Annotated in this window: 20 protein-coding genes; 10 read left to right on the forward strand and 10 right to left on the reverse strand. The window is 75.6% G+C overall.

The window, feature by feature from the left end; all coding sequences use genetic code 11:
• Positions 1 to 102 precede the first annotated feature (102 nt).
• Positions 103 to 1,491: a cation:dicarboxylate symporter family transporter gene (locus OO48_RS02455; protein ID WP_033212303.1), complete on the forward strand. Its 1,389-nt coding sequence runs from the start codon at positions 103 to 105 to the stop codon at positions 1,489 to 1,491.
• On the opposite strand, the gene OO48_RS02460 is transcribed toward OO48_RS02455, so the two are convergent.
• From OO48_RS02460 to OO48_RS02510, 10 genes are all read right to left on the reverse strand, one after another.
• On the reverse strand, positions 1,478 to 1,903 hold the full coding sequence (locus OO48_RS02460) for a hypothetical protein (protein ID WP_033212305.1): 426 nt from the start codon (positions 1,901 to 1,903) through the stop codon (positions 1,478 to 1,480). The genes OO48_RS02455 and OO48_RS02460 overlap by 14 nt on opposite strands.
• A gap of 98 nt (positions 1,904 to 2,001) precedes the next feature.
• Positions 2,002 to 2,976, reverse strand: coding sequence for a hypothetical protein (locus tag OO48_RS02465; protein ID WP_033212307.1), 975 nt, complete (start codon positions 2,974 to 2,976; stop codon positions 2,002 to 2,004).
• A 381-nt stretch (positions 2,977 to 3,357) separates the two neighbouring features.
• Entirely contained in the window at positions 3,358 to 4,263 is a 906-nt protein-coding gene (locus tag OO48_RS02475) for an alpha/beta fold hydrolase (protein WP_081951860.1), read from the reverse strand.
• A gap of 116 nt (positions 4,264 to 4,379) precedes the next feature.
• On the reverse strand, positions 4,380 to 5,546 hold the full coding sequence (locus OO48_RS02480; RefSeq protein ID WP_033212310.1) for an MFS transporter: 1,167 nt from the start codon (positions 5,544 to 5,546) through the stop codon (positions 4,380 to 4,382).
• 159 nt (positions 5,547 to 5,705) lie between these two features.
• Entirely contained in the window at positions 5,706 to 6,299 is a 594-nt protein-coding gene (locus OO48_RS02485) for a GTP-binding protein (protein ID WP_033212311.1), read from the reverse strand.
• Positions 6,280 to 6,705 (reverse strand): DUF742 domain-containing protein, encoded by a 426-nt coding sequence (locus OO48_RS02490; RefSeq protein WP_051731646.1) that lies wholly within the window; start codon positions 6,703 to 6,705, stop codon positions 6,280 to 6,282. Before OO48_RS02490 ends, OO48_RS02485 begins: the two co-directional genes overlap by 20 nt.
• A 39-nt stretch (positions 6,706 to 6,744) precedes the next feature.
• Positions 6,745 to 7,146, reverse strand: coding sequence for a roadblock/LC7 domain-containing protein (locus OO48_RS02495; protein ID WP_033212313.1), 402 nt, complete (start codon positions 7,144 to 7,146; stop codon positions 6,745 to 6,747).
• A complete protein-coding gene (locus OO48_RS02500; RefSeq protein ID WP_033212315.1) occupies positions 7,143 to 9,668 on the reverse strand; it encodes a sensor histidine kinase in 2,526 nt (841 codons plus the stop codon). Before OO48_RS02500 ends, OO48_RS02495 begins: the two co-directional genes overlap by 4 nt.
• Before the next feature lie 109 nt (positions 9,669 to 9,777).
• Positions 9,778 to 10,560, reverse strand: coding sequence for an MHYT domain-containing protein (locus OO48_RS02505; protein WP_033212316.1), 783 nt, complete (start codon positions 10,558 to 10,560; stop codon positions 9,778 to 9,780).
• A gap of 298 nt (positions 10,561 to 10,858) precedes the next feature.
• Positions 10,859 to 12,217, reverse strand: a complete 1,359-nt coding sequence (locus OO48_RS02510; RefSeq protein WP_033212318.1) for a cytochrome P450 — start codon at positions 12,215 to 12,217, stop codon at positions 10,859 to 10,861.
• A gap of 268 nt (positions 12,218 to 12,485) precedes the next feature.
• On the opposite strand from OO48_RS02510, the gene modA reads away from it, so the two are divergent.
• The 9 genes from modA to OO48_RS02555 all read left to right on the forward strand — a co-directional run bounded on the left by modA (position 12,486) and on the right by OO48_RS02555 (position 21,048).
• Complete coding sequence (gene modA / locus OO48_RS02515; RefSeq protein WP_033212320.1) at positions 12,486 to 13,280, forward strand: molybdate ABC transporter substrate-binding protein; 795 nt, start codon at positions 12,486 to 12,488, stop codon at positions 13,278 to 13,280.
• Complete coding sequence (locus OO48_RS02520) at positions 13,277 to 14,122, forward strand: ABC transporter permease (RefSeq protein ID WP_033212321.1); 846 nt, start codon at positions 13,277 to 13,279, stop codon at positions 14,120 to 14,122. The genes modA and OO48_RS02520 overlap by 4 nt, the downstream gene beginning before the upstream one ends.
• Complete coding sequence (locus tag OO48_RS02525; protein ID WP_051731647.1) at positions 14,119 to 15,207, forward strand: ABC transporter ATP-binding protein; 1,089 nt, start codon at positions 14,119 to 14,121, stop codon at positions 15,205 to 15,207. The genes OO48_RS02520 and OO48_RS02525 overlap by 4 nt, the downstream gene beginning before the upstream one ends.
• Before the next feature lie 224 nt (positions 15,208 to 15,431).
• On the forward strand, positions 15,432 to 16,364 hold the full coding sequence (locus OO48_RS02530) for a DMT family transporter (protein ID WP_033212322.1): 933 nt from the start codon (positions 15,432 to 15,434) through the stop codon (positions 16,362 to 16,364).
• A gap of 174 nt (positions 16,365 to 16,538) precedes the next feature.
• Positions 16,539 to 17,522, forward strand: coding sequence for an acetylxylan esterase (locus OO48_RS02535; protein ID WP_033212323.1), 984 nt, complete (start codon positions 16,539 to 16,541; stop codon positions 17,520 to 17,522).
• Between the two features lie 77 nt (positions 17,523 to 17,599).
• Positions 17,600 to 18,403 carry an alpha/beta fold hydrolase gene (locus OO48_RS02540; protein WP_033212324.1) on the forward strand — a complete coding sequence of 268 codons (804 nt, stop codon included), beginning with the start codon at positions 17,600 to 17,602 and terminating at the stop codon, positions 18,401 to 18,403.
• Positions 18,403 to 19,734 carry a PP2C family protein-serine/threonine phosphatase gene (locus OO48_RS02545; RefSeq protein ID WP_033212326.1) on the forward strand — a complete coding sequence of 444 codons (1,332 nt, stop codon included), beginning with the start codon at positions 18,403 to 18,405 and terminating at the stop codon, positions 19,732 to 19,734. Before OO48_RS02540 ends, OO48_RS02545 begins: the two co-directional genes overlap by 1 nt.
• A complete protein-coding gene (locus tag OO48_RS02550) occupies positions 19,731 to 20,063 on the forward strand; it encodes an STAS domain-containing protein (RefSeq protein ID WP_033212330.1) in 333 nt (110 codons plus the stop codon). Before OO48_RS02545 ends, OO48_RS02550 begins: the two co-directional genes overlap by 4 nt.
• Before the next feature lie 151 nt (positions 20,064 to 20,214).
• The gene (locus OO48_RS02555; RefSeq protein ID WP_051731648.1) at positions 20,215 to 21,048 is read left to right on the forward strand and encodes an SAM-dependent methyltransferase; all 834 of its coding nucleotides are present in this window, start codon (positions 20,215 to 20,217) and stop codon (positions 21,046 to 21,048) included.
• The last annotated feature ends 719 nt before the right edge of the window (positions 21,049 to 21,767 follow it).

The raw sequence follows: 21,767 nt of genomic DNA on the forward strand, positions 1-21,767 counted from the left end.
CGCAAGCGTGCCCCGGCCGCGTCCGGGCCGGATAGTCGGGCCGCGGCCCGCCACCCCTCGGGCCCGAGCCCCCACCGAGCCTACGGCGAAGGAGCCGCGAGCATGGAGCCGACCCAGCACGGAACGCCGCCCGGCGCGAGGAAGCCCGGGACCGGGAGGTCCGACCGCACCCACTACCTGTACCTGGCGGTGGTCGCCGCGGTCGTCGCGGGCGTGGTGGTGGGGCTGGCCGCGCCGGGGTTCGCGGTGGAGCTGAAGCCGGTGGGCACCGGGTTCGTCAACCTGATCAAGATGATGATCTCCCCGGTGATCTTCTGCACGATCGTGCTGGGCGTCGGCTCGGTCACCAGGGCCGCGAAGGTCGGCCGGGTCGGCGGCCTGGCGCTGGGCTACTTCCTGCTGACCTCGACGGTGGCGCTCGGCATCGGCCTGCTGGTCGGCAACCTGCTGGAGCCCGGCAGCGGGCTGCACCTGACCGCGGCGCTCGCCAAGTCCGGCCACGCGCAGGCCGCGGCGGGCGCGGAGTCGACCACCGAGTTCCTGCTCGGCGTCGTCCCGACCACCCTGGTGTCGGCGCTGACCGCCGGCCAGGTGCTGCAGACCCTGCTGGTGGCGCTGCTGGTCGGGTTCGCCCTGCAGGCGATGGGCCCGGCCGGGGCGCCGGTGCTGCGCGGGGTGGAGCACCTGCAGAAGCTGGTGTTCAAGGTGATGTCGATGATCATGTGGGTGGCGCCGGTCGGCGCGTTCGGCGCGATGGCGGCGGTGGTCGGGGCGACCGGCACGGCGGCGCTGAAGAGCCTCGCCGTGATCATGGTCGGTTTCTACGCCACCTGCGTGCTGTTCGTGGTCGTGGTGCTGGGCCTGCTGCTGCGGCTGGCCGCCGGGGTGAACGTGTTCGCGCTGCTGCGCTACCTCGGACGGGAGTTCCTGCTGATCCTCTCCACCTCCTCCTCGGAGAGCGCCCTGCCCCGGCTGATCGCCAAGATGGAGCACCTCGGGGTGAGCCGCCCGGTGGTCGGCATCACCGTGCCGACCGGCTACAGCTTCAACCTGGACGGCACCGCGATCTACCTCACCATGGCGTCGATCTTCGTCTCGGAGGCGATGGACAAGCCGATGTCACTGGGCGAGCAGCTCTCCCTGCTGCTGTTCATGGTGCTGGCCTCCAAGGGCGCGGCAGGCGTGACCGGCGCGGGCCTGGCCACCCTGGCCGGCGGCCTCCAGTCGCACAAGCCCGCCCTCGTCGACGGCGTCGGCCTGATCGTCGGCATCGACCGCTTCATGTCGGAGGCCCGGGCGCTCACCAACTTCGCGGGCAACGCGGCCGCCACCGTCCTGATCGGGCACTGGACCGGCGAACTCGACCGCACCCGGATGGCGTCCGTCCTGTCCGGCGCGCTCCCCTACGACGAGAGCGCGACCGCCGCGACCGCCGAACTGCCCGCGCAGGCCGGCGCACCGGCCGCGGAGCAGCCCGTCACCGGTTCCTGAGCCACTCGAAGTACGACGGGCCGAACGGCCAGCGCGGCATCGGGCCGCAGTCCGGCTCCACCCCCGCCGGGACGTCCGCCGGGGCGCCCATGCCGTGCGCGTACAGCGCGGCGAGGGCGTACCCGGCCAGCAGCAGCACCGGCCACAGCCACCAGGCGCTGCCCTTCAGCCGGGACAGCGGGGCGGCGAGCAGCAGCATCGTCACCACGCAGACGCCCATCACCGCCGCCTTCGGCCAGAACCGGCCGGGCAGCCCCTCGGCGTCCTGCGTCAGGCACCAGTGCCAGGCCCCGTCGGCGAGGCCGCTCCCGCGCAGCGCCGCCCACACCCCGAACGCCACCGCCAGCGGCACCCAGGCGCATCCGTTCGCCGGCACCCGCCAGCCCTTCCAGTCCAGCGCCTTCGTTCCCATCCGGCCTCCGCCCGTGTGGTCAACCACCTCCACGCGGGCGGGGGTCCGGCGGTTCCACGGGGGCCTCCGGCAGACGGGGAGGGAGGCGTCGGGGGCTCTCAGGCGGGTTCCGGGGTGGTGCCGGAGAGGGCCCAGGCCAGGCCGGTGGCGGGGTCCTCCAGGGCGAGGTGGAGGTGGCGGAGGTCGTCGGCGGGTTCGGTCCAGGCGAGGCAGCGCAGGCGGGCGACCAGGGATTCGGCGACGGTCCGGAGGGGGCCGGGGGTGCCGTCCATCGCGGCGAGCAACTGCCAGACGGCGAGCCGTCCCTGGGCCGCGCCGCGGTCGGGGCGGGCCGAGGCGAGGTGGACCAGGGCGGGGTAGAGGGCGGCGAACGGCAAGTGGCCGCCGGTGACTTCGGGGCCGCCGGCGAGCTGGGCGGCGGCGTCGGCGGCGCGGCCGCGGACGCACACGGCGGTGGTCCAGTCGGAGAGCGCGGCGAGTGCCCGGGTGGCCGGGAGCCCGGTCAACCGGCTTCCCGGGTTGGGGAGTTCGATGACGGCGAGGCCCTCGCGGGTGGGCGGGGCGAGGTGCAGGGCGCGGCGGGCGCCGCCGAAGGGCAGGTACTCGCGGACCCGGGTGTCGCGCTCCCAGCCGCCGTCCTCCCAGGGCAGCAGCCGGTAGGGCACCCCGTCCTCGTCGGGGGCGTCGTCGCCGGGGTCCTCGCCGAGCAGGGCGCGGGTGTGGGCGGCGAGGCGGCGGATCCCGGACGGCAGCGGCAGGGCGTCCAGGACCGGCCGGGGGTGGCGGGTGGCCAGGACCTCCCACAGCGGCCCGGCGTCGTGGTCGGCGGCGGTCGCGGGGGCGCCGGGGCCGCCGGGGCCGCCGGGGTCGAACAGCCGGGCGGCGAGGGCGGCGGGCGCGCCGTACGCGACCAGGTGGCCGAGCGGCCCGGACAGCGAGTCGCCCAGCGCCCTGGCCAGCCGGAAGCGCTCCAGCAGCTCCTCCCACCGGCCCTGCTCGGCGAGCCGCCGCCCGGACGGGCCCTGCCCGTAGCGCACCTGCCGCGCGGGCCCCGGCCCGTTCTCCACGATCATCCGCTCAATGTACGACCGGGTCGGCGCGCGGAGCTGACACCCCGTCAGTGGCGGAGTGTCACGGTGCGCCCGGCCGGGTCGGCCGGTGGGGCTGCGGCGCCATCAGCCCGTGCCGGTACGCGGCGGCCACCGCCTGCGAGCGGTCGCGCGCCGAGCCTGCCGGGGATCCGCTTGACGTGCGTCTTCACGGTGGACTCGGCGAGGTGCAGCGGCGCGGCGGTCCCCTCGCCGTCCCCACCCTCGCCACCACCGCCCTCGGCCTCCACCACGCCCGGCACGGCCGCGTCCCCGCCCACCGCCGCTCCGCTCCTACGCCCTGTTGTTCACCGCCGTCACCTTCCGCCTCCGGCTCCTCCTCACCCCGACCGGCCTCCCCGCGGTCTACCCCTCCGGCGCCTGGGCCGCCCGGATCGTCGGCCTGGCCGTCGCGGAGCGCTCCCGCCGCTCTCGGCGCAGGCTCAGCATCGCCTCCGCGACCTCCTCCTCCGCCGCCGCGGGCAGCGCCGTCGCGGCGTCCAGGACCAGCAGCCGGGCCCCCGGGATCGCGCGGGCGAGCGCCTCGCCGTTGCCGACGGGGAAGAAGCCGTCGCGGCGGCCGTGGACGACCAGGGCGGGGAGGCCGATGCCGGGCAGGCGTTCGCGCCAGCGGGGGCCGCAGTCGAGCCGGGAGAACACCAGGCCGAGCTGGTTGGCCGCCTGCACCGGGGGCGCGGTGCCGGGCGTGCGGTCCCAGATCCGGGCGGCGGTGGCCCGGGCGGCGGCCGGGTCGTCGCCGAGGACCTCCGCGCCGGCCGCGGCGAACCCGGCGACCGCCTCGCGGTCGGACCAGTCGGGCAGCGGACGGGAGAACAGCCGTCCCGTCACCGCCCGGTCGTGGTCGGGCAGGTCCGCGTCGACCGGGCCGGGGGCGACCGGGCGGGTGCCGACCAGGGTGAGCGCCGAGAACGCGTCCGGGTGGTCGAGCGCGGCCACCTGCGCGACCATCCCGCCGACGCCGATCCCGGCGAGGTGCGCGGGGCCCCCGCCGAGCGCCCCGGCGAGGGCCGCCGCGTCGGCGGCGAGGGTGCGCAGCGTGTAGCCGGGCGCCTCCGGATCACCGGTCGCCGACTCCCCGCTGTCGCGCAGGTCGTAGCGCACCGCGCGGCGGCCGCCGGCGGCGAGGCGTTCGCACAGGGCGTCCGGCCAGGAGAGCATCGTCGGCCCGCCCGCGAGCAGGACGAGCGGGGCGTCCTCGTCGCCGAACGACTCCGTTCCCAGGGTGGTGCCGTTGACGTGGATTCGTGTCATGTCGGGTTGGACGGGGTCCGGTGCCGGAACTCATCGGCGGGCGGGCGGGTGTCGGGAGGGCGCGACATCAGGGGCCCGGGGAGCGGCGGGGCCCGGGCTCCCGGGTGCGCACCCCGCTACGGCTTCCTCCGCCGGAGGGCGAGTGCGGCGAGGGGCGGGGTCGCGGCGAGCAGGAGGCAGGTGGAGAGGGGGAGGTGGGTGAGGAGGGTGCCGGTGAGGGCGGTGGCGGTGGAACTGCCGGCGTTGAAGGAGGTGTTGACCCAGGCTCCGGCGCGGGTGCGTTCGGCGGGGGCGGCGAGTTCGTCGGTGAGGAGGTAGGCGGTGGTGAGGGTGGGGGCCACGGCGAGGCCGGCCAGGGCGGCGACGGCGGTGAGGGCCGGGAGGGTGGGGGCGAACGCGGCGAGGGCGAGCGCGGTGGCGAGGGCGGCGGTCAAGGCGGTGAGCCGGGTGGTGACGGGGGCGCGCCAGTCGACCGCGCCGAGGGCGAGCCCGCCCGTCGCGCTGCCGGCGGCCAGCGCGGCTTCGACCCAGGCGACGTCCGCGGGGCGGCCGTGGCGGCCGGCGAAGACCACCGCGAGCAGGGAGAACGCGGCGAGGCCCGCGCCGGCGCCGGCCGCGGCGGCGAGGGGTTGGCGGGCCCGGCCGAGCAGGTGGCGGGTGCCGGAGCGGGGCGACGGGGCCGCCTCGGAGGCCGGTACGGGCACGGCGACGGCCGCCAGGGCGAGCGTTCCACCGAGGGCGAGGGCCGCGCTGAGCAGCACTCCGGTGGCGGGGCGGGCGACGGTGGCGAGCAGGCCGGCCAGCAGCGGGCCGGTGACGTAGAGGAGTTCCTCGGCGACGGTGTCCAGGCTGTAGGCGCGGCGGCGCAGTCCGGGGTCGGTGGCGAGGATGCTCCACTGGGCCCGGGTGACCGGTCCGAGCGGCGGGGCGAGGACGCCGGCGGCGGCCGCCAGCACCAGCAGCAGCCCGTACGGGGTGCCGGGGCGCCAGGTGGCGGCGGTCAGGGCGAGCAGGACGGCCGCGTAGCCGACGGCCATCGGGGGCAGGGTCCGCCGGGGCCCGTACCGGTCGACCAGGCCGGCCCGGGTCGGGAACAGCAGGACGCCGACCGCGGAGAACACCGCCATCACCCAGCCGGCCCGGGCGTACGAGCCGGTGGCGTCGGTGGTGGCGAGCAGCAGGGAGAGCGAGACGGTGCCGTAGGAGAGGCGGCCGAGCAGGGCGGCGGGGATCAGCCGGGCGGCGCCGGGAGCGCGCAGCACGGCCAGGTAGGACGCGGACATGACGGAGTGGGGTTCCTCAACGGTGGCGGCGCGCGGCGCGCCGGTGGACGGGGACGCCGGAGCGACCGCGGCGCCGGTTGCGGCGGGCGGTCGCGGTGCGGGTCCTAGTCACGGGTGAGGAACATGCCGGGCATGCTAACGCGGCGGTGCGCGGCGGCGTCAACTCCTCGCCTGGGCCAGCACCCGGGCCGCGTGGACCTTTCCGGCGTGTTCGACCAGGCTGATCAGGACGTCCTTGCCGGAGGCGCGTTCGCGGGCGTCGCAGAGCACCACGGGGGTGGCGGGGTCGAGGTCGAGTGCCCTGGAGACGTCCTCGGGGCGGAAGGTGCGGCTGCCCTCGAAGCGGTTGACGGCGACCACGAAGGGGATGCCGCGGTGCTCGAAGAAGTCGACGGCGGGGAAGCAGTCGGTGAGGCGGCGGGTGTCGGCGAGGACGACGGCGCCGAGGGCGCCCTGGGCGAGTTCGTCCCAGAGGAACCAGAAGCGGTCCTGGCCGGGGGTGCCGAAGAGGTAGACGGACAGGCCCTCGCGGATGGTGATCCGGCCGAAGTCCATGGCGACGGTGGTGGTGGTCTTGCGTTCGACGCCGCCGAGGTCGTCGACGTGGGTGCCGGCCGCGGTGAGCTGCTCCTCGGTGCGCAGGGGTTTGATCTCGCTGACCGCCCCGACCAGGGTGGTCTTGCCGACGCCGAAGCCCCCGGCGACCAGGATCTTCAGGGCGAGGTCGGTGCTGTCAGAGGGCGCGAAGCCCATGGATGACCTCCTGGAGGATGTGTTCGTGCGGGAGCAGGGCCGGCGGGACGGGGCGGCTGACCCGGATGTGCTCGCCGTCGAGGAGGTCGCCGAGCAGGACCCGGACCACGCCGAGCGGCAGGTCGAGGTCGGCGGCGATCTCGGCGACGGACAGGGCGTTGCCCCGGCAGATCTCCAGGATGGCGACCTGCTCGGGGCCGACCGGCAGCACGGTCGGGTCGGGGACGTCGGTGACGACCAGGGCGATCAGGTCGAAGGGCTGGCCGGGGCGGGTGCGGCCCTTGGTGAGGGCGTAGGGGCGGACCATCGGCCCGGCGTCCTCGTCGTACCACTGGACGGGGCGGTCCGGCGGCGGCGGGTAGCCGAACGGGGTGCCGGGCAGGTACTCCCGGGGCGGGTAGGCCATCGGCGGACTCCCCCTTCTGGTACGGGGTTTCGGGGCGGACTAGTAACCGCGCGGGGCGGCGTGCAGGTGCTCGCCGACGCGGCGGACCAGGCGGGCCATCTCGTAGGCGACCAGGCCCAGGTCGGCGTCGGGTTCGGCGAAGACGGCCAGGCAGGAGCCCTGCCCGGCGGCCGCGACGAACAGGTAGCCGTGTTCCAACTCGACCATGGTCTGGCGGACTTGGCCCGCCTCAAAGTGGCGCCCGGCACCCTTGGCCAGGCTGTGGAAGCCGGAGGCGACGGCGGCCAGGTGTTCGGCGTCCTCGCGCCCGAGGCCGGTGGAGTTGCCCATCGGCAGGCCGTCGGCGGAGAGCATGACGGCGAACCTGACCCGGGCCGTCCTGGCCACCAACTCGTCCAGGAGCCAGTTGAGTTCGCCGCTCTGGCGGGTGGTTCCGATCATCGGGCGCGGTCTCCTCGGTCGTAGGGGTCGGAGGGGGTGTTGTCGTCCGGTCCGGGGCCCCGGCCGCGCTGCCAGCCCTGCTGGAAGGCGGTCATCGCGGAGCGGGCCTGTTCGGGGTCCCGGTCGGCGGGTTCGGCGGGGCGCAGTCCGGGGCGGGGCGGTTCGGGGGTTTCGCGCAGTTGCGGGGCGAGGCTGGCCTGCCGCACCCGGCGCGGGAGTTCGTCCTCCTGCTCGGCGGGCACGGCCGTCGAGGGCAGGGCCTGCACGGGCGGCGGCGCGGGGACCGGGCGCGGCACGGGGGCGGGAGCCGGGCGCGGCACGGGGGCCGGGACCGGGGCCGGGGCGGAGCGCGGGGCGGGCGGCAACTGGCGGGCGCCGGGCGGGAGTCCGGTGCCGGCGGCCGGAGCGGTCACGGCGGCCACGGCACCCGCGCCGACGGCCGGTTCCCGTTCCTCCGGCCGGAGTTCGGCCTCGCGCTGGTCGAGCAGGTCGGTGGGCAGCAGCACGATCGCGGTGGTGCCGCCGTACGCGGAGGGGCGCAGCGAGACCTTGACGCCGTGCCGCTTGGCGAGGCGGCTGACCACGAACAGGCCGAGGCGGTCGCTGTCGAAGAGGTCGACCTGTTCGCTGGCGTCTATCCGCCGGTTGGCGTCGGCGAGCGCTTCGGGGCCCATGCCCAGGCCGCGGTCCTCGATCTCCAGGGCGTAGCCGTTGCCGACCGCCTCGCCGCGGATCTGGACCTTGGTGTGCGGGGGCGAGAACCCGGTGGCGTTCTCGACGAGTTCGGCGACCAGGTGGGTGAGGTCGGCGACGGCGGGGCCGGTGACGGCGGCGTACGGGAGGCGGTGGACGTCGACCCGGGCGTACTCCTCGACCTCGGCGACGGCGGCCCGGACCACGTCGGTGAGCGGGACGGGCTTGCGCCAGGCGCGGCCGGGGGCGGCGCCGGAGAGGATGATCAGGCCCTCGGCGTGGCGGCGCATCCGGGTGGTGAGGTGGTCGAGCTTGAACAGGTCGTCGAGTTCGGCCGGGTCCTCGGTGCGGCGCTCCATGGCGTCCAGCAGGGTGAGCTGGCGGTGCACCAGGACCTGGCTGCGGCGGGCCAGGTTGACGAACACGCCGGAGACGCCGGAGAGCACTTCGGCGCGTTCGACGGCGGCGGTGACGGCGGCCCGCTGGACGGTGTCGAGGGCGTGGTGGACCTGGCCGATCTCGTCGCCGCCGTGGTCGCGCGGCGGCACCTCGGCGTCCACGTCGACCTCCTCGCCGGCCCGCAACCTGCGCATGGTGGCGGGGAGTTTGCGTCCGGCGAGTTCGAGTGCGGAGTTGCGCAGGGCGTGCAGTTCGGCGACCAGGCCGCGGCCGATCTGGACCGAGATCAGCAGCGAGGCGAGGACGGCGACCAGGCCGAGCAGCACGGTGGCGCCGGAGGTGCTGAACAGGCCCAGCGCGTACGGGTTCGCGCGTTCGGCGGCGGCCGCGCCGGCCTGCCGTTCGACCCCGGCCAGGGCGGGCGCGACGGCGTCGGCGGCGGCGGCCCAGCGGGTGTCCAGGACGGCGTGCAGGGCGGTGGCCGGGTCGGGGGCGTTCAGCAACTGCTCCTCGTAGCGGCGCAGTTCCTGGTACTCGGGGCTGCCGGTGACGGCGGCGAGCGCGGTGCGGTCGGCGGGGCGCAGGTCGGGGGCGGCGGTCCGCTCGAACTGGGTGCGGGCGTAGCCGGCCTGGACGATCTGCCGGTACTGCCCGTCGGTGAGCCGGCCGACGCGCTGGGCGGCGCGCAACAGGGTGTCCTCGCGGGCGAGTTGCTCCCGGGAGCGGGCGAATTCGAGCAGGACGCGGGCGTCGGCGGCGACCCGGTGGTCCTGGAGCGCGGTGAGCGAGCCGGTGGCGGCGAGCGCGTCGTCGACGGCGGCGGTGTAGACGGTGTAGGCGTCGTCCCAGGTGACGGAACGTTCCAGCAGTTTGGCGCGCAGCGCGGGCAGGGCGCCGACGACGCGGCCGAGGGTGTCGAGGCGGTCGGCGGCCTCGGGGCCGAGCCCTTCGGCGTCGGCGCGGTTGTAGCCGGGGGCGAGGGTGAGCGGGGCGGCGGCCCGGTCGGTGTCCTGGGCGGCGGTGCGCAGGGCGGCCTCCCGGTCGGGGCCGGGGGCGGCGAGGTACTGGCCGGCGGCGGCGCGCTCGGCCTGCAGGGCGGCGGTGGTGCGGTCGAGCGGGGTGCGCAGGGTGGCGTCGACGTTCTTGATCCGCAGCAGGTCCCAGACGTCGCCGGCGGCGGTGACGGTGGCGAACGCCCACAGGGCCATCACGGACACCACGGGGACCATCAGCACGGCGACGATCCGGGCCCGGACGGTACGGGGGCGCAGGCCGACCCGGGCGGGGGCCGGGACGAAGACCGGCGTCTCGTCGGCGGGCGGTCCGGCGTGGGCGCCGCGCCGGGGTGCGCCGGGCCTGGTGCGGGCCGGGCCGCGCGGGGTGCTGGGGGCGGGCGGTCCGCTGCGGGAGGTGCCTCGGCTTGCGCGCATGGGTGTGGCGGCCTTTCGGGCTACGGGTCGTCGGGGCGGGGGCGGCGGCGGTCGTACGGGCCCGTGGGCGGGCGGCCCGCCGGGCGGCCGGGGTCGGGCGGGCCGGGGTTCAGGCGGCGCGGCCGAGGTCCTCGACGGCGAGTTCGCCGGCCTCGCGGTAGGCGGCGCGTTCCTGCGCGGTCGGGGAGAGCGCGACGAAGGCGGAGGTGAGGAAGAGGAAGGAGCCGAGTCCGACGGCGAGCGGGAAGACGAACTGCATGGGGGTGGCGCCGCCGAGGCCGGTGCGGGCGGGTTCCATGTGGACGTGGACGGCCGCCATGCCGGTGTAGTGCATGCAGCTGACGGCGACGCCCATGACCAGCGCGGCCGCGGCGGCGGCGTACACGTTGCGGATGGTGACGGCGGCCCAGAGCGCGGCGGTGGCGGCGCCGACGGCGATCAGCACGGACAGCGCGACGGTGCCGGCCTGGTAGCGCAGTTCGCCGTGGATGCGGACGGCGGACATCCCGAGGTAGTGCATCGCGGCGACGCCGACGCCGGTGGTGAGGCCGCCGAGCAGCAGGCTGCGGCCGCGGTGGCGGCCGTAGCCGACCACGAACACGCCGAGGCCGACCACGGCGACGGCGACCAGCAGGCTGAGGACGGTCAGCGGGACGTCGTAGCGCAGGTCGGTGCCGTCGACGGTGAAGCCGAACATGGCGACGAAGTGCATCGTCCAGATGCCGGAGCCGATCGCGGCGGCGGCGGTGAGCAGCCAGTTGCGCCGGGAGGCGCCGGTGGCGGACAGCGCGCGCAGGGTGCAGCGCAGTCCGAGGGCGGCGCCGACGCAGGCCATCGCGTAGGAGAACAGCGGCGTGAGCCAGCCGAAGCTGAAGTGGTCCATCGATCCCATCTGGTGCCTCCCGCGAGAGGTGTCTGCCGCTCGCCCGTGCTCTTGTCTTCCAGGGACCGTGGACGCTACCCAGAGCTGATGAATGGTCACCGGAAGATGTGAAAAGCACCCCGCACCACGGGGGTTGTGTGCTCGAATGGTCCGGCGGCGTGTGCCCGCCCGGACGCTGATGGGCCTGGTCGCCCTGAGCGAGGTGCGCAGGCTCCCGCGCCACCCGCACCCACCGGCCGGCCGGGGTGACGACGGCCCGGAGACCGGGACGGCCCGCCCACCGGGCGGGCCGTCCCCGCTGCCGCGGTCAGCCGCGCGGGGCGAGCTTCACCCGGGCCGGGCCGCGCAGTTCCAGGGTGATGCCCTGCCCGAGCGGCACCTCCCGGTCGACCGCGGTGAGTTCGAACTCGCGCAGCAGGACGGCCAGCGCGAGGACCGACTCCAGCATCGAGAAGTGCTGGCCGATGCAGGCCCGCGGGCCGCCGCCGAACGGGAACCAGGCGTAGCGGTGCCGGGCGGCCTCCCGCTCGGGGGCGAAGCGCTCGGGGTCGAAGCGCTCCGGGTCCTCCCAGTGCGCGGGGTGGCGGTGGGTGACGTACGGGGCGACCAGGACGTCCGCGCCGGCCGGGACGGGCACGCCGCCGATCACGGTGTCCGCGACGGCCCGGCGGCCGACCGCGGGGGCGGCCGGGTAGAGCCGCATGGCCTCCTTCAGCACCTGGGTCAGGTACGGCAGCCGGGTGTAGTCGGCGGCGGTGGGGCGGCGGCCGTCGCCGAGCAGGTCGGCGACCTCGCGGTGGGCCCGGGCCTGCGCCTCGGGGTGCTTGCCGAGCAGGTGCAGGGCGAAGATCAGCGAGGTGGCGGTGGTCTCGTGGCCGGCCAGCAGGAAGACCAGCACCTGTTCGCGCAGTTCGGTGGCGTCCAGCTGTTCGCCGTCCTCGTCGCGGGCGTCGGCGAGCAGGCCGAGCAGGTCGTCCGCCCCGTTCTCCCCCTGGGCGGCGCGGCGGGCGATGATGCCGTCGCACACTTCGTACAGGGCGCGTTCGGCGGCGAGCGCCTTGCGGTGGCCGGGCAGCGGCCACTGCCGGGGCAGGCGCAGCGGGGAGAGAGCGCGGTCGCGGACGAAGCTGTTGAGGACGGGGAAGGCGTGGTGGACGGTCTCGACGGCCTCCTCGACGTCCTGGCCGAACAGGATGCGGGAGACGGTGCGCAGCGCGAAGCGGTTCATCTCCTCGCCGAGGTCGACGGTGGCGCCGGGGGCGGCGGCCCAGCGGGCGGTCAGCGCTTCGGCCTCGGTGCCGATGGCGTCGGCGTACTGGTCGACCCGCTTGCGGGTGAACAGCGGCTGGACCAGGCGGCGCTGGCGCAGGTAGTCGGCGTCCTGGGAGGTGAGCAGGCCGTTGCCGAAGCTCTCCCGGATCTCGCCGTAGAAGACGTTCTCCTTTCGGAAGTTGGCGGCGTCGGTGGCGAGCACCTGCTGGACGGCCTCGGGCGAGAAGACCATCCAGATCTCGGCGCGCAGGCCGGGCGGGCCGGCCTGGATGCGGACCACGTCGCCGTGGTCGCGGTGGGCGGCGAGGTAGGTGGAGAGCGGGTCGCGCTTGAGGTCGAGCAGCGAGCCGATCAGCGGCAGGCCGGGCGGGCCGGGCACGCGGGTGGCGGTCATGGGTCCCCTCCTTCGGTGACCGAACCGCCTTGCCGCGGCGGTTCGCTGAAACCGCGTCAGTATCCCTCGGCCGACGGCGGCGGGCGAGGGGGCACCGGCCCGGCCCCGGAGAGGACTTGAGGCATTGCACATGCCACCCTTAAGTTCGCCTTAAGGTCGCTTGTGCGATGAGACAGCAGTCTTGAGCCCCGCAGCTGCGGGACTATGATCACCTGATCAGCTCCCCACCCTCTCCCGCCACCGCCCACACGACCAGGGGAAACCATCCATGCGCAGCGTCAGACGACTCCTCGCCGCCTCCGCCGTCCTCGCCCTCGCGGCCGGCCTGACGGCCTGCAGCGGCTCCGACGGCGGTTCCGCCTCGGTCGGCCCGGCCCCGTCCCGCCCCGACGTCAAGGGCACCGTCACGGTGTTCGCGGCCGCCTCGCTGAAGGAGTCCTTCACCGAGCTGGGCAAGCGCTTCGAGGCGGCCTACCCGGGCACCACGGTGACCTTCGACTTCGGCGGCTCCTCCGCGCTCGCCCGGAACATCGTCTCCGGCGCGCCGGCCGACGTGTTCGCCGCGGCCAGCCCCGCCACCATGAAGACGGTCACCGACGCCAAGCTGACCGGCGGCGACCCGACGGTGTTCGCCCGCAACACCCTGGAGATCGCCGTCCCCAAGGGCAACCCGAAGCACATCGCCGGCCTGAAGGACCTCAAGGGCGTCAAGACCGCGCTGTGCGCCGAGGAGGTGCCGTGCGGCGCCGCCGCCGCCACCGCGCTCGCGGCGGCCGGCGTGGAGCTCACCCCGGCCACCTACGAGCAGGACGTCAAGGGCGCCCTGACCAAGGTCGAGCTGGGCGAGGTCGACGCGTCGCTGGTGTACCAGACCGACGTCAAGGCCGACTCCGCCAAGATCGAGGGCGTGAACTTCCCCGAGGCCGCGCAGGCCGTCAACGACTACCGGATCGTGCACCTGGCCAAGGCGCCCAACGCCAACGGCGCGGCCGCCTTCCTCGGCTACCTCGGCTCCGCGGACGCCCGCCGGGTGCTCACCGACGCCGGTTTCCAGGCACCGTGACGCCGGAGGCCCCCCGCACCACCACCGCACCACACCCCCGGGGCCGACGGCGGCCCCGGGGGGCCGGGCGCGCCCCCGCCGCGCTGCTGCTGCCCGCGCTGCTCGGCCTCGCCTTCCTGGTGCTGCCGCTGCTGGGCCTGCTGGTCCGGGCCCCGTGGAGCGCCCTGCCCGGGCTGCTGACCGGCCCCGAGGTGTGGCAGGCGCTCAAGCTCTCGCTGCTCTCGGCGACGCTGGCCACCGGCGTCGCGCTGGTGCTGGGCGTCCCGCTGGCCTGGCTGCTGGCCCGCACCGACTTCCCCGGGCGGCGCCTGGTGCGCGCCCTGGTCACCCTGCCGCTGGTGCTGCCCCCGGTGGTCGGCGGCGTGGCGCTGCTGCTGGTGCTGGGCCGCAACGGCATCCTGGGCCGCTGGCTGGACGCCTGGACGGGCGTCACCCTGCCGTTCACCACCACCGGCGTGGTGGTCGCCGAGGCCTTCGTCGCGATGCCGTTCCTGGTGATCAGCGTGGAGGGGGCGCTGCGGGCCGCCGACCCGCGCTACGAGGAGGCCGCCGCCACCCTGGGCGCCTCCCGGCTGACCGCGTTCCGCCGGGTCACCCTGCCGCTGGTCGCCCCGGGCATCGGGGCGGGCGCGGTGCTGGCCTGGGCCCGGGCGCTGGGCGAGTTCGGCGCGACCATCACCTTCGCCGGGAACTTCCCCGGCCGCACCCAGACCATGCCGCTGGCCGTCTACCTGGCCATGGAGTCCGACCCGGAGGCGGCGATCGCCCTGAGCCTGGTCCTGCTCGCCGTCTCCGTCGCGGTCCTCGCCGGGCTGCGCGACCGCTGGATGTCCACCCCGTGACCCGCCCCGTGGCGCACCCCCGCGCCGGAACCCCCGCCCTGGACGCCCGGCTGACCGTCTCCCGGGGCGCGTTCACCCTGGACGTGCCGCTGGCCGCCGAGCCCGGCGAGGTGCTGGCCCTGCTCGGCCCGAACGGCGCCGGCAAGTCGACGGCGCTGCGCGCGCTGGCCGGACTGCTGCCGCTGACCGACGGGCACCTGCGGCTGGACGGCGCCCCGCTGGACTCCCCCGCGGACGGCCTGTTCCGGCCCGCCGAGCAGCGGCCGATCGGCGTGGTCTTCCAGGACTACCTGCTCTTCCCGCACCTGTCCGCGCTCGACAACGTCGCCTTCGGCCTGCGCGCCCGGGGCCTGCGCCGGGCCGCCGCCCGGGCCGGAGCGCTGCCCTGGCTGGAGCGGATGGGCCTGGCCGAGCACGCCGGGCACCGCCCCGCGAAGCTCTCCGGCGGCCAGGCCCAGCGCGTCGCGCTGGCCCGGGCGCTGGCCGTCCGCCCCCGCCTGCTGCTGCTGGACGAGCCGCTGGCCGCGCTGGACGCCCGTACCCGGCTCGACGTGCGGGCCGAACTCCGGCGCCACCTGGCCGAGTTCGAGGCGGTCGCGGTGCTGGTCACGCACGACCCACTGGACGCCATGGTGCTCGCCGACCGCCTCGTCGTCATCGAGGGCGGCCGGGTCGTGCAGAGCGGCCGCCCCGCCGAGGTGGCCCGGCACCCGCGCACCGACTACATCGCCCGGCTGGTCGGCCTCAACCTGTACCAGGGCACCGCCGACGGCCGCCGGGTCACCCTGCCCGAGGGGCAGGCGCTGGCCACCGACGAGGAGCTGACCGGCCCCGCGTTCGTTGCCTTCCCGCCCGACGCGGTCACCCTGCACCGCCACCGCCCCGAGACCAGCGCCCGCAACCTGTTCCCCTGCACCGTCGCCGGGCTCGACCTGCACGGCGACCGCTTCCGGGTCGACCTCACCGGCCCGCTCCCGATGGCCGCCGACCTCACCCCCACCGCCGCCGCCGAGCTCGACCTGTCCCCCGGCACCCGGGTCTGGGCCGCCGTCAAGGCCACCCAGACCCACGCCTACCCGGCCTGAGCACCCCTCCCCTCGTGAACCGCACCCCCGGACCGCCCCGGCCCGTCCCGTACAGTGGCGGGCATGCATCGCGGCGTCCTGCCCCCTCCCGCCCGCTGAGCGGGCGGCCGGCCACTTCCTGAGCCCGCCCGGGCCCGTCCCCTCCGCGGACGTCCGCCCCGGGCCGTTCGGTGCTGCCCGCTTCCGAGGCCCACCGACCACGACGGCTTTCCGGGAGTCACCCGTTGTCCTCCATCCCTTCCTCCGCCCTGCCCGCGCGGCGGGGCCTGCTGTACGTCGCACTCGCCGCCACCGCCTGGGGCACCGCCGGGGCGGCGGCCGCGCTGCTGTTCCAGCGCAGCGGCCTGGGCCCGCTCGCGCTGACCTTCTGGCGTTCGGTCGGCGGCGCGGCGGTGCTGCTGGCGCTGCGCCCGTTCACCGGTGCCCGACCCGCCGCGACCCGGCCCGCCCCGGGGCGGATCCTGTTCAACGGCCTGGGGCTGACGCTGTTCCAGGCCGCGTACTTCCTGGCCGTCCGGCACACCGGGCTGGCCGTGGCCACCGTGGTGACGCTGGGGTCGGCGCCGGTGCTGGTGGCGTTCGGCGGCCGGCTGCTGATGGGTGAGCGGCTGGGCCGGGCCGGGCTGGCCGCAGTGGCCGGGGCGGTGCTCGGGCTGGGCGTGCTGGTGCTGGGCAGCGGCTCCGGCGGGGTCGGCGGGGTCGAACCGGCGGGCCTGGCCTGGGCGTTGGCCTCGGCGGCGGGCTACGCGTCGATCACCGTGGCCACCCGCCACCGGGCCGCGAGCACCGGCGCCGCCGACGACCCGGCGGCCACCACCCTGTGGTCGTTCGGGGTCTGCGCGGTGTGCCTGTTCCCGTTCGCCCTGGCCGAGGGCGCGCTGCCGTCCACCGGCGCGCTGCCCTCGACGCTGCTGCTGCTCGGCTACCTGGCGACCGTGCCGACCGCGCTCGCCTACGCGCTGTACTTCGCGGGCGCGGCGGTGGTCCGGGCGGCGACGGCCTCGGTGGTGGCGCTGATCGAGCCGCTCAGCGCCACCGTGTTCGCGGCGGCGGTGCTGGACGAACCGCTGACCCCGGCGGCGCTGCTGGGCACGGCGGTCCTGCTGCTGTCGGTGACGGCGCTGGCCCGGTCCGAGCTGCGGACGCCCGCCGCCTGACCTCCGTGGGGGGCGCGGCCGGGCGGACCGCCCGCTCGCGCCCCCGCCCCGCCGGTCCGGGCCCGGCCCCGGTGCGGCATGATCGCCGGGCGTCCTTCCGGCCGGCCTCCGCCACCGCGGCGGCCCGCCGCCAGGCTCCCCGCCCTGACGAGTCCGCACCCCTCCGAGGTCCCCGTGTTCACCGACCTTCCCCTGGCAGACCTGCACGCCTACCGCTTCGACGGCGCCGAACCCGCCGACTTCGACGCCTTCTGGACGAAGACGCTCGCCGCCGCCCGCACCGCCGCCACCCCGCCCGTCCTGCGCCGCGTCGACAACGGCCTGATCCACGTCGACACCCACGACGTCACCTTCTCCGGCTTCGACGGCCAGCCCGTCCGCGCCTGGCTCCGGCTGCCGCGCGGGGTGCGCCGCCCGCTGCCCGCCGTCGTGGAGTACCTCGGCTACGGCTGCGCCCGGGGCACCGCCCTGCGCCCGACCCTGTGGTCCTCGCTCGGCTACGCCCACCTGCTGATGGACAGCCGCGGCCACTCCAGCCCGCACGGCGCGGCCGACACCCCCGACGGGGACATCGCCCCGCAGGTCGGCGGGGTGCTCACCCGCGGCCTGAGCGGGCCCGAACACCACTACTACCGGCGCCTGTTCACCGACGCCGTCCGGGCCGTCGACACCGTCGCCGCCCTGGACGAGGTGGACCCCGGCCGGATCGTGGCCGTGGGCGGCAGCCAGGGCGGCGGGATCGCCATCGCCGCCGCCGGGCTGCACCCCGGCCTGGCCGGGGCCTGCGTCGACGTGCCGTTCCTGTGCCACTTCCGGCGCGCCACCCACGTCACCGACGCCTACCCGTACCGGGAGATCACCGACTACCTCCAGGGCCGCCCCGCCGAGGTGGAGCAGGTCTTCACCACGCTGTCCTACCTGGACGGCGCCAACCACGCCGCCCGGGCCACCGCCCCGGTGCGCTTCTCGGTCGCCCTGATGGACCCGGTCTGCCCGCCCTCCACCGTCTTCGCCGCCTACCACCGCTGGGGCGAGCGGGCCGGCGGCGCCGACAAGGACGTCCGGGTCTGGGAGTACGCCGCCCACGAGGGCGGCGGCGACCACCAACTCGCCGAGCACGTCGCCTTCGTGGCCCGGGTCACCGGCCGCACGCCGTAGCCGGGCGGCCTCGACGGAACCGGAGCCGGAACCGGCCGCCCGTCCCCGACGGCCGGGCGGATGGGAGGATGGTCGTCATGGACATCCTCCGCAGGAACAACGTGACGCTCCTCGGGTCCGGTGACGGGCCCGTGGTGGTGCTCGCCCACGGTTTCGGTTGCGACCAGAACATGTGGCGCCTGGTCGTGCCCGCCCTGGCGGAGCGGTACCGGGTGGCGCTGTTCGACTACGTGGGATCCGGCGGGTCGGACCTGGCGGCCTGGGACGAGCAGCGGTACTCCTCCCTGCACGGCTACGCGCAGGACGTGGTGGAGGTGTGCCGGGAGCTGGACCTGCGCGAGGCGGTGTTCGTCGGGCACTCGGTGAGCGCGATGGTGGGGGTGCTGGCGGCCGGGGCGGCGCCGGAGCGGATCGGTGCGCTGGTGATGGTGGCGCCCTCGCCGTGCTACGTGGACGACGAGGGGTACCGGGGCGGGTTCAGCGCCGAGGACATCGAGGAGCTCCTGGCGACGCTGGAGTCGAACTACCTGGGCTGGTCCGCCGCCATGGCCCCGGTGATCATGGGCAACGCGGACCGGCCCGAGCTGGGCCGGGAGCTGACCAACAGCTTCTGCGCGACGGATCCCGACATGGCGCGGGTCTTCGCCCGCACGACGTTCCTGTCCGACAGCCGCGACGACCTGAAGGGGGTGACGGTCCCCACCCTGGTGCTGGAGTGCACCCAGGACGCGATCGCCCCCCGCGAGGTGGGCGCGTACGTGCACGCCGCGATCCCCGGCTCCCGGCTGGTCACCCTGGACGCCACCGGCCACTGCCCGCAGCTGAGCGCGCCGGAGGCCACCGCCCAAGCCGTCCTCGCCTTCCTGGACGGTCTACGGTGATGTGCCGGGTCGGCGAGGAACCGGGCCCGCCCGACGAGCGCGCGGCCACCGACGCGGCGTTCACCGCGCTGCTCGAGGACAGCGCCGAGGACCTCTACGAGCAGGCGCCCTGCGGTTACCTGTCGACGCTGATGGACGGCACCATCGCCAAGATCAACGACACCCTGCTGGGCTGGCTCGGGCTGGAGCGTGCCGAGGTGGTGGGCCGGATGCGCTTCACCGACCTGCTCACCGTCGGCGGGAAGCTGTACCACGAGACGCACTTCGCGCCGCTGCTGCGCATGCAGGGCGAGGTGCACGGCATCGCCCTGGAGATGCGGACCGCGGGCCGGGGCCGGCTCCCGACCCTGGTGTCCTCCACGGTCAAGCGCGGCGGCGACGGCGAGGCCCTGCTGATCCGCACCACCGTCTTCGACGCCTCCGACCGGCGCGCCTACGAGGCGGAGCTCCTGCGCCGCCGCCGGGAGGCCGAACAGGCCCGCGCCGAGGCCGAACGCGCGCACGCCCGGGCCGAGGCCGCCCTGCGGCAGGCGGAGACGGACCGGCAGCGGCTGACCGAGGCGCTCAGCGCCCTGCAGCAGTCCCTCGTCCCCTCCTCGCTGCCCGCCGTTCCCGGCCTGGAGACGGCCGTCTACTACCACACCGCCTCCCCCGACCTGCTCGGCGGCGACTTCTACGACCTCTTCCCCGTCGGCGGGGGACGGTGGGCGTTCTTCCTCGGGGACGTCTGCGGCAAGGGGCCCGAAGCGGCCTCCCTCACCTCGCTGACCCGCTACACCCTGCGCGCCGCGGCCCTGCACGACCCGGAGCCGGCCGCCGCGCTGCGCACCCTGAACGCGGTCCTGCACGAGCACTACACCGCCGCGGGCGACCCGAGGTACTGCACCGTCGTCTTCGGCTTGCTGGAGCAGGCCGAGGACGGCCGGGTCGGCGTCAAGGTCGCCTCCGGCGGCCACCCGCCGAGCCTGATCCTGCGCGCCGACGGCGACAGCGAGTTCCTGCCCACCCCCGGCGGCCTCCTCGTCGGGGTCCTGCCCGAGGCGCCCTTCACCACCGCGACGACCGTCCTCGCCCCCGGTGACACGCTGCTGCTCTACACCGACGGGCTCACCGAGGCCCGCACCGGCCCGACCCGCGAGGGCCTCTTCGGCGACGAGGCCCTGCTCGCCTTCGCCGCCGACCAGGCGCCCGCCACGCCCCGCGGCCTCGTCGAAGCCCTGACCGTCCTGCTCAAAGGCTTCGGCGACGGCCTGGAGGACGACACCGCCCTCCTCGCCCTCGGCGTGAGCGCCGCCCGCCCCACCACCGACCCCGCCGCCGACGCCCCATGAACCTGAGCATCGAACAGCGCGACACCGCCACCGGCCCCGTCCTGCACCTGGTCGGCGACCTCGACTACGAACAGGCACCCCGCCTGCGCCGCCACCTGGACACCCTCGTCCTCCGGGTCGGCCACTGCCTGCTCATGGACCTGTCCGGGCTGGAGTTCTGCGACTCCAGCGGCATCACCGCCCTCCTCACCGCCCACGGCCAGGCCCGGACCGCGGGCGCCGCCTTCGCCCTCGCCGCCGTCCCGCCCCGCACCCTCCGCCTCCTGTCGATCGTCGGCCTCGACCAGGTCCTCACCATCCGCCCGCACACCGACGCCCCCGCCCGGTGACCGCGCCGAGGACCGGGGCGCCGTCCTGCCCCGGCCCGGCGGGTCCTCGCCGGGCGGCCCGAGGCCGGCGGTCACACGAACGGGTGGGCCGGGTGCGTCCCGGGCGGTCGCGGCCACGGGAGTTCCCGTCGCGGGTCTAGAGTCCGCTGACGTGTCACAGACGATCCCCGACGAGCCCGTTCCCCCGTACGTCGACCCGACGAAGCCGAGCATCGCCAGGGTGTACGACGCCTTCCTGGGCGGCACCGACCACTACGAGGTGGACCGCGAGGTGGTTCGCGGGGTGACGAAGGCCGCCCCCGAGGCCGTGGACCTCGCGGTCGAGAACCGCGCCTTCCTGATCCGCGTCTGCCGGTACCTGGCCACCCAGGGCGGAATCACCCAGTTCCTGGACTGCGGCTCGGGCCTGCCCACCGCCGAGAACACCCACACCGTGGTGCAGCGCGCCGACCCGCGGGCACGGGTCGTCTACGTGGACAACGACCCGATGGTGCTGGCCCACAGCCGCGCCCTGCTGGAGGGCGACGAGAGGACCGCCGTCGTCGCCGGGGACATCTTCGAACCGGAGGCGCTGCTGCGGGACGGGACGGTGCGGTCCGCACTGGACTGGGACAGGCCGATCGCCCTGCTGCAACTGGGCACGCTGCACCACTACAACGGCGAGGACGTGCGCACCCGCCAGGACGTGATGCGCGCCTACGTCGACGCGCTGCCGCCCGGGTCGTACGTGGCGATCAGCCACTTCCTGGACCCGGAGGACGAACACAGCCGGACCGCCCGGAAGATGGAGGCGATGTTCCTGCACAGCATGATGGGCAGCGGCACCTTCTCCACCCACGACGAGCTGGCACGGCTCTTCAACGGCCTGGAACTGCTCGCCCCCGGCCTGGTCCGGTGCTGTGACTGGCGGCCCGACGGCCCCCGGCTGAAGCCGCTGACCGCAGGCCGGCGCTGCATCGCGGGCGGCGTCGCGCGGAAGGACTGAACCGGGGGACGGAGGGCGGCGGTACGGCCTTCTCCGCCATGTGTTGCCGCTGGCGGCCGGGGCGGTGAGGGTGCGGTGCATCCAGGCACAAGAAGAAGGGAAACGGTCCGAAACTTTCGTAAATCTTGCCGAACAGGCTTGAACTTAGACCTGGAAATCTTGCCCAGTCAACGGGCGTGCGCTGCCGAGATTCGCGAGCGGTCGGCCCGGCCGCATCCGGGCCGCCGGAAGGGCGCCATCGCGGCGAGAGCCGGCAGCACGGGAGATTCCTGCTGGTTGAGGCCATGCCGGCTCCTCGCCAGCGGAGGCGGGGAGACCAGGAGGGACTCGTATCGGCAGGATACGGATCCCCCGATCGGCTTCCCTGGGGCGCGATCACCCTCGAACTGAGGGCAAAAAGTTTCAGGCGAGAGTCCGGAAGTTTTCATTGACGCGTCGCTGCGGTCACCGCATACTCTCCTCAGCCAAGCCCTCAGCCAGCGTCGATCGCAGTGGTCCGACGTGCAGTCGTCACCCAGGCGTTCCCACCCCCACCGCCCGGGCGACGTCTCCTGGCCTGCCGCCCGCCACCGGGCCGGGCCCGGGCCCGACCTCCACCAACTGGGCGGCAGGCAGCCCCGCGCGGCCACAACCGCGGGCGCCCACACACCACGGCAGGGTTCAGCGACGGTCCGGCCGGCAGCCGGGCCCTTGCAGCGAAGGCAGTACCGCACACCGCG

This window comes from Kitasatospora phosalacinea (assembly GCF_000716545.1).
Taxonomy (GTDB): domain Bacteria; phylum Actinomycetota; class Actinomycetes; order Streptomycetales; family Streptomycetaceae; genus Kitasatospora; species Kitasatospora phosalacinea.